Genomic DNA, 14,168 nt, shown 5'->3' with positions numbered 1-14,168 from the left:
GCAACCGGCGGCGAACGTTTTCATGTTGAAGGAGTGCCTGCATGGTCGCTGCATTGCTGGATCGTTTAGGGGTTGACCCTGCGCTGTACCAACAGGGTAAACAGCCCGTTCACACACCGATTGATGGCAGCCAGATTGGCGCCGTGCACTGGGAAGGTGCGGCGCAAACCGAGCAGCACGTGACCCGTGCCGAGCACGCATTTGAAGCCTGGCGCACTGTGCCGGCGCCACGTCGCGGTGAGCTGGTGCGGCAATTCGGTGACCTGCTGCGCCAATACAAGACCGATCTTGGCGAGCTGGTGTCCTGGGAAGCCGGCAAAATCACCCAGGAAGGCTTGGGTGAAGTGCAAGAAATGATCGACATTTGCGACTTCGCGGTCGGCCTGTCGCGTCAGCTGTATGGCCTGACCATTGCTTCGGAACGCCCCGGCCACCACATGCGCGAAACCTGGCACCCGCTGGGCGTGGTCGGTGTCATCAGCGCGTTCAACTTCCCGGTCGCAGTGTGGGCGTGGAACACCACGCTGGCGCTGGTGTGCGGCAACGCAGTGATCTGGAAACCGTCCGAGAAAACCCCGCTCACCGCCCTGGCGTGTCAGGCGCTGTTTGACCGGGTGCTGAGCACTTTCAGTGACGCCCCTGAGCATTTGAGCCAAGTGATTATCGGTGGCCGCGAGGCAGGCGAAGCGTTGGTCGACGACCCGCGTGTGGCGTTGATCAGTGCCACCGGCAGCACCCGTATGGGCCGTGAAGTGGCGCCCAAAATTGCCGCGCGCTTTGCCCGCAGCATCCTCGAGCTGGGTGGCAATAACGCCATGATCCTCGGCCCGAGCGCCGATCTGGACATGGCCGTGCGCGCCATCCTGTTCAGTGCCGTGGGCACGGCCGGGCAGCGTTGCACCAGCTTGCGCCGCCTGATTGCGCACGAATCGGTCAAAGAAGAAATCCTCACCCGCCTCAAGACCGCGTACGCCAACGTGCGCATCGGCCATCCGCTGGAAGGCAACCTGGTCGGCCCACTGATCGATAAACACAGTTTTGACAACATGCAGGATGCGCTCGAACAGGCCTTGAGCGAAGGCGGGCACGTCTTCGGCGGACAACGCCAACTGGCCGACCAGTACCCACATGCGTATTACGTCAGCCCGGCCATTGTTGAAATGCCCGAGCAGAGTGAGGTGATGTGCAACGAAACCTTTGCGCCGATCTTGTACGTGGTTGGCTACAGCGAGTTTGACGAAGCCCTGCGCCTGAACAACGCGGTGCCGCAAGGCTTGTCATCGTGCATTTTCACCACCGATGTGCGCGAGGCAGAGCGCTTTATGTCGGCCACCGGCAGTGATTGCGGGATTGCCAACGTCAACATCGGGCCCAGCGGTGCCGAGATTGGTGGCGCCTTTGGTGGCGAAAAAGAAACCGGCGGCGGGCGTGAGTCGGGTTCGGATGCCTGGCGCGGCTACATGCGGCGTCAGACCAATACCGTCAACTACTCGCAAGAACTGCCGCTGGCGCAGGGTATTACGTTTGATTGAGGTAGGACGCTTGCCCTCACCCCAACTCTCTTTCTTCGGGAGAGGGCCAGGGTGAGGGCTTCTGGTTAAGTTTCAGGTGTGGAGCTTGGCAATGCCTTTACGCGAAGAATGTCTGTGGGAAAGCCTCACGCCGCAACGTCCTCAAGCGCCTGCCTTCAAGGGCGAATTGAGCGTTGACGTTTGCGTGATCGGTGCAGGTATTACGGGGTTGTCAGCCGCCATTCATTTGCTCGAACAGGGCAAAAGCGTGTGTGTGCTGGAGGCGCATCGCACCGGGCATGGTGGTTCGGGGCGCAATGTGGGGCTGGTCAACGCGGGGCTGTGGATCCCGCCCGACGAAATCGAAGCCGGATTTGGCAAAGCCGTGGGCAGTCAGCTCAATCGCATGCTTGGAGCTGCGCCAGCGCTGGTGTTCGACCTCGTCGACAAATACCGCATTGATTGCCAGTTGCGCCGCGAAGGCACCTTGCACATGGCCCACAACGCCAAGGGTGAAGCCGATCTGCGCAGCCGCGAGCAGCAATGGCGACTGCGCGGTGCTCCGGTGCAACTGCTCACCGGCGCGGCGTGCGAAGCGGCCACCGGCACCTCGAAAATCGCCGCGGCCTTGCTGGATCGCCGCGCGGGCACACTCAACCCCATGGCCTACACCTCGGGGCTGGCCAAGGCCGCGGGTGATCTGGGCGGGCGGCTGTTCGATCATTCCCCGGTCACCGGGCTGGAGCGCCAGGGGCAACGCTGGTCCGTGCAAACCGAGCGCGGCGCCGTGAATGCCGAACAGGTGGTTCTGGCCTCGAATGCCTACACCGAGGGTGAATGGACTGACCTGCGACGTAACTTTTTCCCAGGGTATTACTACCAGGTTGCCTCCAAGCCTCTGGCAGACGAAACCGCGCAGCGCATCCTGCCCGGTGGGCAAGGCTCGTGGGATACACGCCAGGTACTCAGCAGTATTCGGCGGGATGCCGATGGCCGTTTATTGCTGGGCAGCCTCGGCAATGGCAATCAGAAACCCGGCTGGTTCCTCAAAGCGTGGGCCGACCGTGTGCAGCAGCACTACTTCCCGTATTTGAAAGGCGTGGAGTGGGAATGCACCTGGACGGGATGTATTGCATTCACCCCCGATCACTTGATGCGTTTATTTGAACCGGCGCCCGGTCTTGTGGCAGTCACCGGTTACAACGGACGCGGGGTCACCACGGGCAGCGTGGTGGGCAAGGCGTTTGCCGACTATTTGTGTCACGGCGACGCCACGGCGCTGCCCATTCCGTTTTCGTCCATGCAGCCCCTCTATGGCACCGGTTTGCGCAGTTGTTTATACGAGGCAGGTTTTTCCCTGTACCACGCCGGGCAATGTTTACGGATCGTGATTTAGTCCGCCGTTTATGTGTGTAACGGCTAGCCTCTAATGGTGCGCCCTGTAGCAGCGATGCACCGCGAGTGTGCAGTTCGGTGACGTCGCGGGTTACAGGTCGATTGGGCGCTGCAGGGCAACCCGGTTGCAAGGTTGAAGACTCAAGGTGGCGCCTGCTGAAAACAAACAGTTACACCTTCCTCGGTTTAGACGGTTGCACGCCCAATAAAAATGGGCTCGAAACAGTCGACAGAACAATAAGACAGCGGCTTTTTCAAGAATAAAAAACCAATGGCACGCGCCTTGCTCAGCGCTTTAAGTGAAGTCGAAGTGCCAACTAAAAAAACCTCAGGAGCACCACCTCATGTCGCAGACGTTCTACAAGAAAGGTTTTCTGGCCCTCGCCGTTTCGGCTGCGATGGGCATGTCTTCGTTTGTTCTGGCGGATGTAAAAATCGGGGTTGCCGGTCCAATGACTGGCGCCAACGCGGCATTTGGTGAGCAGTACATGAAGGGGGCACAAGCGGCAGCGGATGCAATCAACGCATCGGGTGGCGTCAACGGCGAAAAAATCGTGCTGGTCAAAGGCGACGATGCCTGCGAGCCCAAGCAAGCGGTTGCGGTGGCCAACCGTCTGGTCGATCAGGACAAGGTAGCGGCAGTGGTGGGGCATTTCTGTTCTTCGTCCACGATTCCGGCGTCCGAGGTGTATGACGAGGCGGGTGTCATCGCGATCACGCCGGGTTCCACCAACCCGCAGGTGACCGAACGCGGCCTGAGCGCCATGTTCCGCATGTGCGGTCGGGATGACCAGCAAGGCATCGTGGCGGCCGACTACATCGTCGATGTGCTCAAGGGTAAAAAAGTGGTGGTCCTGCATGACAAGGACACCTACGGCCAAGGCCTGGCCGACGCGACCAAGGCCCAGCTTGAAAAACGCGGTGTGACACCCGTGTTGTATGAAGGCCTGACCCGGGGTGAAAAAGACTTCAGCGCCGTGGTGACCAAGATCCGTGCCGCGGGCGCGGACGTCGTGTACTTCGGCGGTCTGCACCCGGAAGCGGGCCCGCTTGTGCGTCAGATGCGTGAGAACGGTCTTAAAGACGTGAAGTTCATGTCTGACGATGGCGTGGTCACCGATGAATTGGTTACCACCGCCGGTGGTCCGCAATACGTTGATGGCGTGTTCATGACCTTCGGCGCCGACCCGCGCCTGTTGCCTGACAGCAAGGCCGTGGTAGAGCAATTCCGCAAAGGCGGCACCGAGCCTGAAGGCTACACCCTGTACGCCTATGCCTCGATCCAGGCCCTGGCAGATGCGTTCAACGGCGCCAAATCCAACAAAGGCGAAGACGCGGCCAAATGGCTCAAGGCCAACCCGGTGAAAACTGTCATGGGTGAAAAGGCCTGGGACAGCAAGGGCGACCTCAAAGTCTCTGACTACGTGATGTACCAGTGGGACAAAGACGGCAAATATCACCAGCTGGAAAAACAGAAGTGAGTTGAATCCCTCGCCCGACCGTTGCCTGAGTGGCGGTCGGGCGGGTGAGGCTTTGCATCACCTGTCTTCTTTTCCAGGAGCCACGTAAATCCAGTCATTCAAACTGTCTTCGGACGGTGTGGGGGGCGAGTGTCTGCGGATTGGCTCCAGTGCGTGAGATTGCGTTATGGACGGTATTTTCCTACAGCAACTGCTGAACGGCCTGACCCTCGGGTCTGTCTACGGCCTGATCGCCATCGGCTACACAATGGTCTACGGCATCATCGGCATGATCAACTTCGCCCACGGCGAGGTGTACATGATCTCTGCTTACCTCGCGGCGATCAGTCTGGCTCTGTTGGCATACTTCGGTATTGAATCCTTCCCGCTGCTGATGCTGGGCACCCTGATTTTCACCGTGGTGGTTACCGGGGTGTATGGCTGGGTGATTGAGCGAGTGGCCTACAAACCCCTGCGAAATTCCACACGACTGGCACCGCTGATCAGTGCGATCGGCATTTCCCTTATCCTGCAAAACTACGTCCAAATCGCACAAGGTTCGCGCCAGCAAGGCGTGCCCACGCTGCTCAGCGGTGCGTGGCGGGTCGATATCGGGACCGGTTTCGTCCAGCTCACCTACACCAAGGTCTTCATTCTGGTCGCCGCCTTCGTGGGCATGGGCCTGCTGACCTACATCATCAAGTACACCAAGCTGGGGCGCATGTGCCGCGCCACGCAACAGGACCGCAAGATGGCGTCGATCCTGGGCATCAATACGGATCGGGTGATTTCCTACGTGTTCGTGATTGGTGCAGCCATGGCGGCACTGGCTGGTGTGCTGATCACCATGAACTACGGCACGTTCGACTTTTATGCCGGGTTCATCATCGGTATCAAGGCGTTCACGGCCGCCGTGCTCGGCGGGATTGGATCGCTGCCCGGCGCCATGCTCGGCGGCATCATCCTCGGCATCTCCGAGTCGCTATTCGCCGGTCTGGTCAACTCTGACTACAAAGACGTGTTCAGTTTCTCGCTGCTGGTGCTGATCCTGATTTTCCGTCCTCAAGGCCTGCTGGGTCGTCCACTTGTGGCGAAGGTGTAAGTATGTCTGCAGCCATTAATAAACCGATTGATGTGAAAAAAAGTGTCGTGGATTCGATCCTGGCCGGGTTGATCTCACTGATTGTGTTCGGCCCGATTGTGGGGGTGGTGCTCGACGGCTATAGCTTCAATTTGCAACCCGCCCGGGTCGGCTGGCTGGTGGCGATCGTGATGGTCGGGCGCTTTGTCCTGAGCCTGTTTTTGCAAACACCCCGTGGTCTCAAAGTGCTCCAGGGTTTTGAATCCACGGGCTCGGGCGTGCACGTGTTGCCGCCGGACTACAAGACGCGGCTGCGCTGGATCGTGCCACTGCTGATCGTCATTGCGATTGTGTTTCCCTTCTTTGCCAACAAGTACCTGCTGACCGTGGTGATTCTGGGCCTGATCTATGTGTTGCTCGGCCTTGGGCTGAACATCGTCGTGGGGCTGGCGGGGTTGCTCGATCTTGGCTATGTGGCGTTCTACGCCATCGGCGCATACGGTCTGGCCCTTGGCTATCAGTATCTGGGGCTGGGGTTCTGGTCGGTGCTGCCATTGGCGGCGATTGCGGCAGCCATGGCCGGGTGCATTCTCGGGTTCCCGGTGTTGCGAATGCACGGCGATTACCTGGCCATCGTGACGCTGGGGTTTGGCGAAATCATTCGTCTGGTGCTCAACAACTGGTTGTCTTTCACGGGCGGGCCTAATGGCATGCCGGTGCCATCGCCAACCTTTCTGGGCCTTGAATTCGGGCGCCGAGCCAAAGACGGCGGGGTGCCGTTTCACGAGTTTTTCGGGCTGGCCTACAACCCCAACATCAAGTTCCTGTTCATTTACATCGTGCTGTTTCTGGTCGTGCTGTTGGTGCTGTACATCAAGCATCGCTTGACCCGCATGCCCATCGGCCGCGCTTGGGAAGCCCTGCGCGAAGATGAAATTGCCTGTCGCGCCATGGGGCTCAATCACGTCTTGGTCAAACTGTCGGCGTTCACCCTGGGGGCGTCCACGGCGGGCCTGGCGGGTGTGTTCTTTGCCAGTTATCAGGGTTTTGTAAACCCGTCGTCGTTCACCTTCTTTGAATCGGCGCTGATCCTCGCGATTGTGGTACTCGGGGGCATGGGGTCGACTGTCGGCGTGGTGATTGCCGCGTTTGTACTGACGGTCGCGCCCGAGCTGTTGCGCAGCTTTGCCGAATACCGCGTGCTGCTGTTCGGCGTGCTGATGGTCTTGATGATGATCTGGCGGCCACGGGGCCTGATTCGCATCAGCCGTGTCGGGGTCACACCACGCAAGGGAGTCGCGCCATGAGCGAGCGTTCCATGGATAAAGACGTCGTGCTCTCGGTGGACAAGCTGATGATGCACTTTGGCGGGATCAAGGCCCTGAGCGATGTTAGCCTCAAGGTCAAACGCAATTCGATCTTCGCCCTGATCGGCCCTAACGGGGCCGGGAAAACCACCGTGTTCAACTGCCTGACCGGCTTTTATAAAGCCACCGGCGGCAGGATCGAACTCAACGCGCGGGGCACCCGCACCAATGTGATCAAACTGCTCGGCGAGCCGTTTCGGGTGACGGATTTTGTCTCGCCCAAAGCGTTCGGCAGCCGGCTGTATTACAAAATGTTCGGCGGCACTCACCTGGTCAACCGCGCCGGTCTGGCACGAACCTTCCAGAACATTCGCCTGTTCAAGGAAATGTCCGTGCTGGAGAACCTGCTGGTGGCCCAGCACATGTGGGTCAATCGCAGCCTGCTGGCGGGGATTCTCAATACCAAGGGCTACCGCAAGGCTGAAAGCGACGCGCTGGACCACGCTTTCTACTGGCTGGAGGTGGTGGATCTGGTGGACTGCGCCAACCGTCTGGCGGGCGAGTTGTCTTACGGCCAGCAACGGCGACTGGAGATTGCGCGGGCCATGTGTACGCGGCCGCAAATTATCTGTCTTGACGAGCCGGCGGCGGGCCTCAACCCGCAGGAAACCGAAGCCCTGAGCGGCATGATTCGATTGTTGCGAGACGAGCACGACCTGACCGTGGTGCTGATCGAGCACGACATGGGCATGGTCATGAGCATTTCCGACCACATCGTGGTCCTCGACCACGGCAACGTGATCGCTGAGGGCGGGCCTGACGCCATTCGCAACGACCCGAAAGTCATCGCCGCGTATCTGGGTGCAGACGAAGAGGAGCTGATATGACGAGCACGATCCTCGAACTCAAGGAACTGGACGTTCATTACGGGCCGATTCAGGCGTTGAAAAAGGTCTCGATGCACATCGAAGAGGGCGAAACCGTCAGCTTGATTGGCTCTAACGGTGCCGGAAAATCCACCTTGTTGATGTCGATTTTTGGGCAGCCCCGCGCCAGTGGCGGTCAGATTCTTTATCAGGGTGTGGATATCACGCAAAAGTCTTCGCACTACATCGCTTCCAACGGGATTGCCCAATCGCCGGAGGGGCGTCGTGTGTTTCCGGACATGACGGTGGAGGAAAACCTGCTGATGGGCACCATCCCCATCGGTGACCAGCACGCCAAAGAAGACATGCAGCGCATGTTTGACCTGTTTCCGCGGCTCAAGGAGCGCCGTAATCAGCGGGCCATGACCATGTCCGGTGGTGAACAGCAGATGCTCGCCATTGCCCGTGCGTTGATGAGCCGCCCGAAGTTGCTGCTGCTGGACGAACCGAGCCTTGGGCTGGCGCCCATTGTGGTGAAACAGATCTTTGCCACCCTGCGGGAGCTGGCGCAAACCGGCATGACCATCTTTTTGGTCGAGCAAAACGCCAACCATGCGCTACGGTTGTCGGACCGCGCCTACGTGATGGTGAACGGAGAAATCCGCCTGACCGGCACGGGCAAAGAGTTGTTGAGCAACGAAGACGTGCGTAACGCCTATCTGGGCGGCCATTAAACCCCGCCGTCAGCATCACCCTGCTCGCCCCCTTGGGGCGAGCCGTTCTTACCCCGCCTGAAATTGTGGAAAACAAAATTGCAACCCTGCCAAAGCGCGACATAAAGACGCTGTAATTTGTTGTTTTGTCATCGTTTTGACTTGTCCCCGTTTGCTGTGGAGGTGGCTGTGGGTAACGTGGGAGTAGTTGGCTGTAGCCCTTTATTTATAAGGGCTGTAGCGGTGTGGTTGTTTTTTGATCGCTGTCTTTTCCGCGACCTCTCGGGTGATTTGTCAACAGCTTTGTTGATAAAAATACGGCCTTGAAAAAACCGCTGCGCCCTGTGGATAAGTCTGTGGTTAAACTCTGGAAAGAATGCCCTGAGCGGCGTAATTACTGGCCTCTGGCTATCCCTGCACTTTCAACTGCACGCACCTTTTTAGGGCGTGTGCATGGAGTGCGTATTCAGGTCAAGCAAAAAACCTTGGATAAACGCCTGCAACCCTTGCATGGCGGGGCTTTGCGCGTTTCGAGTTGCCCCCAAAGACTGTGGACGGGCCTGTGGATAAGGTGAGCGCACATGGCGCTATCCCTTGTGCGATGTGGTCTGGAGACGGTTGGTTGTTTTTTGCACAGTACACGACTGCCCACGCAACCTGCTTGCCGCTCAAACGCACTCGGGGCATTCTGCTGGCCGTCCCATTACCCCGGCGGACCCTGCCCGCCAGCCAAGGAGAACACGATGACTTCCACCCTGTTTATTACCGGCGCGACTTCTGGATTTGGTGAGGCGTGTGCACGCAAGTTTGCGCAAGCAGGCTGGAAACTGGTGCTGACCGGCCGTCGTAAAGAGCGTCTGGACGCCCTGTGTGAAGAATTGTCCAAGCACACAGAAGTGCATGGCCTGGTGGTCGATGTGCGTGACCGTGGGGCGATGGAAACGGCGATTGCCAACTTGCCGCCCTCGTTCAGCACGCTGCGCGGACTGATCAACAACGCCGGGCTGGCGGTCGGCACCGACCCGGCCCCGCAGTGCAAGCTTGACGACTGGGAAACCATGGTCGACACCAATATCAAAGGGCTGCTGTACACCACCAACCTGTTGCTGCCGCGCCTGATTGCCTACGGGCGCGGTGCCGGGATCGTCAACCTGGGTTCTATCGCGGGCAATTACCCGTACCCCGGCAGCCACGTGTATGGCGGCACCAAAGCCTTTGTGAAGCAATTCTCCCTGAACCTGCGCTGTGATCTGCAAGGCACAGGCGTGCGCGTCAGCAACATTGAGCCGGGTTTGTGCGAAAGCGAATTCTCCATGGTGCGCTTCGGGGGCGATCAGGCGCGCTACGACGCGACCTATCAGGGCGCTGATCCGATTCAGCCCGAAGACATCGCGGAGACCATTTTCTGGGTGCTCAACACCCCGGCACACATCAACATCAATCGCCTTGAACTGATGCCCGTGACGCAGTCCTGGAGCGGTTTTGCCATCGAAAGGCACGCCAAGGAGTAAACTCGCCCCTGGCAGCCCACCCGCGACCTCCTGAGGGGGTCGCATTCCATCGGGCTGAAAGGAGTTTTTGTGAGTAACCGTGGCGAGCAGATTCTGCTCAAACAATCGACTGTTCTAATGTTTGCGGTGGCCATTGCGGGCATCGTGACGGGTTTTATTTCGGGGTCGCAATCCATCCTGTTTGATGGCTTTTTCTCGTTGATCGCAACGTTTATCAAGGTGTTGATGCTCATAACGGCGCAACTCATCGCCAAGGAGAGCAACCAGCGTTTCCAGTTCGGCTTCTGGCACCTTGAACCCATGGTGTTGTTGATCGAAGGCAGCTTCCTCTTATTGATTGCGATCTATGCCTTTCTGAATGGTGTGTTCGGCATCATCAATGGCGGGCGCGAGATTGAACTGGGGCTGGTCATCCTCTACGCAGCGGTGTTTACCGTGATCGAATTTGGCTACTACTTCTGGGTTCGGCGCAAAAATCGAACGTTGAAATCGACGCTGATTCAGTTCGACAACATCAGTTGGCTGGTGGATGCCATGTTGTCGGTGGGCCTGTTGATCAGTTTCCTCACGGCGCTGGCCCTGACGCATCAGGGTTATGCACAGTGGGCAGCTTATGTGGACCCGGCAATCCTGATTGTGCTGGCCCTGAGCATGCTTGCGCCTGCGTTCAAAATCCTCAAGCCGGCATTGCGCGACGTGCTGGGGATTGCCCCCGACGCACTGGACGACAAGGTGCGCGAGGCACTGGAAATCGCCTCGGCGCGGCATGGTTTTGAAGGTTACAAAACCTATGTGCAGAAGCATGGCCGGGCGCGTTTCATTGAAATTCACATCGTGTTGCCTTCGGGGTATCCGCTGACGAGTGTGAAAACCCTTGATGCCATTCGTGAGGAAATATCCGCGATGCTGGGCAAGGCTGACAGCGCACGCTGGCTGACCATTTGCTTTACCGGCGACCGCAAGTGGATTGCGTAATCATTGCGTAAGGATGGATCGCAGCCACACTCGGCTGCGATCAGGCGCAAAGCGCTCAAAATCCCCCTGATACCTCGCACTATTGAGTTATCAACAGCCCCTGACGCTCTATAAAAGCCACGATCGCATCGAGGCCCAAGCCGGTTTTCTGGTTACTGAACACAAACGGTTTGTCGCCGCGCATGCGCCGCGTATCGCTGTCCATCAGCTCCAGCGAGGCGCCCACCAGCGGTGCCAGGTCGATTTTGTTGATCACCAGCAAGTCCGACTTGCAGATTCCCGGCCCACCTTTGCGCGGTAACTTGTCACCCGCCGACACGTCGATCACGTAGATCGTCAGGTCGGAGAGTTCGGGGCTGAACGTGGCCGACAAGTTATCCCCACCCGATTCCACCAGAATCACGTCCAGGCCGGGAAAGCGGCGGTTCAATTGATCCACCGCTTCGAGGTTGATCGAGGCGTCTTCGCGGATGGCGGTATGGGGACAGCCGCCGGTTTCCACGCCAATGATGCGTTCGGGTGCCAATGCCTGGTTGCGTACCAAAAAGTCGGCATCTTCGCGGGTATAAATATCGTTGGTCACGACCGCCAGGTTGTAACGGTCCCGCAACGCCAGGCACAACGCCAAGGTCAGCGCGGTTTTACCTGATCCGACCGGCCCACCAATGCCGACACGCAGAGGTTGTGTATTCATTCAAAACTCCTAGGACCGAAACAGGCGGCTGTACTGGCGCTCGTGGGCCATGCTCGCTAAAGACAGGCCAAAAGCGGCGCTGCCCATGTGGGAAACATCCAGATGACTGGCGTGCAGTTGCGCCAGTTGCAGGCTTGGGGATAACTCGCTGGTCATGCGTTGTGCCGTTTGCTGGCCTAACGGCAGTGTTTTCATCAACACGGCCAACTGGTTCTCCAGCCAGCTCCAGAGCCATGCCGCCAACGCGTCCTGCGGGTTGATGCCCCACGCACGTGCGGCGAGTGCCCAGCCAAGCGCCAGATGCGGCTCGTCTTGCTGTAAGAGGAACTGCCGCGCGGGCTCATCCAGTTCAGGTAAGCCGCTCAGCAACTGTTGCAGGGAATAGCCCATTTGCCGGCTTTCCTGATGCAGTTCGCGGGTTTCCCGGCTGGCGCGGTGTTCGTCACAAAACCGTTGCAGGGCGGGCCAGTCTGCTTGGGCGGCAGCCTGGCAGTGAGCGAGCAATAGCGGGGCTTCGAAGCGGGCGAGGTTGAGCAGCAACTGGTCGTTGATCCAGCGCGCGGCGCTGGCCGGATCGCGCACCCGGCCTTGCTCCACCGCCATTTCCAGCCCTTGGGAATAGCTGTAGCCGCCAATGGGCAATTGCGGGCTGGCTAGACGCAGCAGCGCCCAGGCCGGGCTCACAAACGCACACCAAACTGGTGAAGTTTGGGCGCGTAGTTGAAGTCTTCTTCGCCCGCCCGGGAGTGGTGATGACCACCGCCGTAAGCGCCGTGTTCAGGCTGGAACGGGGCTTCGATGGATTCGGTGCAGGCGCCCAGTTGATCGAGCATCGCCTTGAGCACGTAGTCATCCAGCAGTCGCAGCCAGCCGTCACCCACTTGCAGCGCTACGTGGCGATTGCCCAAGTGATAAGCGGCGCGGGTCAGTTCGAACGCGTTGTCGCACGTGACGTGCAGCAGGTGTTCAGGGCTGGCGCAGACGCGCACGATGCGCCCGTCCTGCGCCTGAAGGAATTCGCCGTCGTGCAGGGGCGTCTGCCCGCGGTCCAGAAACAGCCCGACCTCTTCACCGTCGCTGCTGAAACAGCGCAGACGGCTTTTGCTTCGGGCTTCGAAGTTGAGGTGCAGCTCGGCGCTCCACACGGGGTGGGCGTCGACTCTTCGGTGAATAACCAGCATCGGTAGGCTTCCTGCGATTAACGATAGGCATGCTCACAGCAAGGGGCTTGCCAACCTGGCCGGGCAGCGCTGATGTCGCGAATCGTATGCTCAAAAACAGAGCAGGAAGATGAAACTTGATCTAAACAAGTGCGCACACTGGGCTGTGTTGCACCAATGAGGTGCGAAGTCGCTTACTCGGTGCTGCCCAACCCTTGCCAGTGTTTGAGGCCAATGAAGATGAAGCGCAGTTGCTGGCTGATTTTGGCCTGCGGTTGCAGGTAGTCCGGCAGCGGTTCGGCGGGCGGATCAATCACATCGGGCAACGCCGCAAATACACTTTTGACCACCAGATCGGCAATCACGGTCAGCGCCGCCGGATTGAGATGGTGCAGCTTGGGCTTGGAGCCGAGGTCGGCGGCCAGGTCGGAGGTGATGTCTTCGCGCAACGCCGCGATGGCCTGCCGAACCGGTTGCGAACCGCCGTATTGCTCCCGCGCGAGGAACAGAAACTGCGAGCGATTGGCCTCGACCACATCGAGGAAAATCCGCACCGATGCGTTAATCACGCCGCCCATGAACAATTCGTTATGGCGTACCAGGCGGATGGTTTCGCGAAAGGTCTGGCCGACCTCGCTGACCAACGCCAGGCCCAATTGGTCCATGTCGCTGAAGTGCCTATAAAAGCCGGTGGGCACGATGCCAGCGGTTTTTGCGACTTCACGCAAGCTGAGGCTGCCAAAGCCGCGCCCCGATTCCATCAAGTGGCGGGCGGCGTCCATCAGCGCAAGGCGGGTCTGTTGTTTCTGTTCGGCGCGGGGGAGCATCTGGGCGGGTCTTCCTGACAAGTGCAGCGGCGCACTCTAGCAAATCAGCTTTGATGACGTCGAACGCAGTTAAAGACTCAGGCGGGTGAACGTGACGCAGTCGTTAGTGACGAATAACGCGGGGTCGGGCTTGCGATCGTTTCGCGCTGCTCGTCAGCGACGACTGCGGTGCGCTTAGCTGGCACGTTGATTCCTTTCGGCCAGACGCTCTGCGCCACCTTCGGCCAGGCGGTTTTGTTGCTGCTTCTGGGTGCGGTCGTAACCGTCTTCGGCCACACGGTTGTGTTGATCCAGCGTGCGTTGTGCGCCGTCTTCAGCAACCGGGTTCAAAGGCTCGCTCAAGGTGCTGGAGGCGGGTTGTGCCAAGGGTGCCGACTGATCTTCAGCGGGCAGGGCGAAGGCGTTAAAGGCAAACAGTGACAGGGTCAAACCAAACATGGCTGGGCGTTTCATGATGCGGGTGCTCCGTAGCAAGGCAGTCAGTGGGTACGGGGGCAATGCTACGCTTGGATTTTCGATAACAAAGTTCATACGGCCAATGGTGATAATCAACACAATTGATTGTTCAACCAAAGGCCTCTAGCCCGCTGCTTTGCGGACGGGTAAAAGAGAACACGAGGCTTTTTTGAGGCAAAGCGGCACACGGGTTAAACCTTGGACCGTCTTTG

Annotated in this window: 14 protein-coding genes; 9 read left to right on the top strand and 5 right to left on the bottom strand. The window is 58.9% G+C overall.

Annotated elements, in window-relative coordinates:
* Window positions 1-41: 41 nt before the first annotated feature.
* The 9 genes from BKD70_RS09400 to BKD70_RS09360 all read left to right on the top strand — a co-directional run bounded on the left by BKD70_RS09400 (window position 42) and on the right by BKD70_RS09360 (window position 10,819).
* Window positions 42-1,532 carry an aldehyde dehydrogenase family protein gene (locus BKD70_RS09400; RefSeq protein WP_047273146.1) on the top strand — a complete coding sequence of 497 codons (1,491 nt, stop codon included), beginning with the start codon at window positions 42-44 and terminating at the stop codon, window positions 1,530-1,532.
* Between the two features lie 91 nt (window positions 1,533-1,623).
* Entirely contained in the window at window positions 1,624-2,907 is a 1,284-nt protein-coding gene (locus BKD70_RS09395; protein WP_047273147.1) for an FAD-binding oxidoreductase, read from the top strand.
* A gap of 343 nt (window positions 2,908-3,250) precedes the next feature.
* Window positions 3,251-4,387 carry a branched-chain amino acid ABC transporter substrate-binding protein gene (locus BKD70_RS09390; protein ID WP_047273148.1) on the top strand — a complete coding sequence of 379 codons (1,137 nt, stop codon included), beginning with the start codon at window positions 3,251-3,253 and terminating at the stop codon, window positions 4,385-4,387.
* Window positions 4,388-4,553: 166 nt separating this feature from the next.
* Complete coding sequence (locus tag BKD70_RS09385) at window positions 4,554-5,468, top strand: branched-chain amino acid ABC transporter permease (protein WP_047273149.1); 915 nt, start codon at window positions 4,554-4,556, stop codon at window positions 5,466-5,468.
* Window positions 5,469-5,470: 2 nt separating this feature from the next.
* The gene (gene livM / locus BKD70_RS09380) at window positions 5,471-6,754 is read left to right on the top strand and encodes a high-affinity branched-chain amino acid ABC transporter permease LivM (RefSeq protein WP_047273150.1); all 1,284 of its coding nucleotides are present in this window, start codon (window positions 5,471-5,473) and stop codon (window positions 6,752-6,754) included.
* Between the two features lie 11 nt (window positions 6,755-6,765).
* Window positions 6,766-7,641: an ABC transporter ATP-binding protein gene (locus BKD70_RS09375; protein WP_047273274.1), complete on the top strand. Its 876-nt coding sequence runs from the start codon at window positions 6,766-6,768 to the stop codon at window positions 7,639-7,641.
* Window positions 7,638-8,354, top strand: coding sequence for an ABC transporter ATP-binding protein (locus BKD70_RS09370; protein WP_047273151.1), 717 nt, complete (start codon window positions 7,638-7,640; stop codon window positions 8,352-8,354). The genes BKD70_RS09375 and BKD70_RS09370 overlap by 4 nt, the downstream gene beginning before the upstream one ends.
* A gap of 722 nt (window positions 8,355-9,076) precedes the next feature.
* Window positions 9,077-9,844 carry an SDR family oxidoreductase gene (locus tag BKD70_RS09365; protein ID WP_047273152.1) on the top strand — a complete coding sequence of 256 codons (768 nt, stop codon included), beginning with the start codon at window positions 9,077-9,079 and terminating at the stop codon, window positions 9,842-9,844.
* A gap of 69 nt (window positions 9,845-9,913) precedes the next feature.
* Window positions 9,914-10,819 (top strand): cation diffusion facilitator family transporter, encoded by a 906-nt coding sequence (locus BKD70_RS09360; RefSeq protein ID WP_047273153.1) that lies wholly within the window; start codon window positions 9,914-9,916, stop codon window positions 10,817-10,819.
* Window positions 10,820-10,898: 79 nt separating this feature from the next.
* Here the strand turns inward: BKD70_RS09360 and ureG are convergent, their stop codons facing one another.
* The 5 genes from ureG to BKD70_RS09335 all read right to left on the bottom strand — a co-directional run bounded on the left by ureG (window position 10,899) and on the right by BKD70_RS09335 (window position 13,953).
* The gene (gene ureG, locus BKD70_RS09355; RefSeq protein WP_047273154.1) at window positions 10,899-11,513 is read right to left on the bottom strand and encodes an urease accessory protein UreG; all 615 of its coding nucleotides are present in this window, start codon (window positions 11,511-11,513) and stop codon (window positions 10,899-10,901) included.
* A gap of 9 nt (window positions 11,514-11,522) precedes the next feature.
* Window positions 11,523-12,197, bottom strand: a complete 675-nt coding sequence (locus tag BKD70_RS09350; RefSeq protein ID WP_047273155.1) for an urease accessory protein UreF — start codon at window positions 12,195-12,197, stop codon at window positions 11,523-11,525.
* Window positions 12,194-12,694, bottom strand: coding sequence for an urease accessory protein UreE (ureE, locus tag BKD70_RS09345; RefSeq protein WP_047273156.1), 501 nt, complete (start codon window positions 12,692-12,694; stop codon window positions 12,194-12,196). The genes BKD70_RS09350 and ureE overlap by 4 nt, the downstream gene beginning before the upstream one ends.
* 173 nt (window positions 12,695-12,867) lie before the next feature.
* The gene (locus tag BKD70_RS09340) at window positions 12,868-13,500 is read right to left on the bottom strand and encodes a TetR family transcriptional regulator (RefSeq protein WP_047273157.1); all 633 of its coding nucleotides are present in this window, start codon (window positions 13,498-13,500) and stop codon (window positions 12,868-12,870) included.
* 174 nt (window positions 13,501-13,674) lie between these two features.
* A complete protein-coding gene (locus BKD70_RS09335) occupies window positions 13,675-13,953 on the bottom strand; it encodes a hypothetical protein (RefSeq protein ID WP_047273158.1) in 279 nt (92 codons plus the stop codon).
* Window positions 13,954-14,168: the final 215 nt, after the last annotated feature.

Source organism: Pseudomonas sp. BS-2016, assembly GCF_001806145.1.
GTDB lineage: Bacteria > Pseudomonadota > Gammaproteobacteria > Pseudomonadales > Pseudomonadaceae > Aquipseudomonas > Aquipseudomonas lundensis.
The sequence above is the reverse complement of the archived record's forward strand: the minus strand, read 5'-3'. Positions and strand labels throughout refer to the sequence as shown.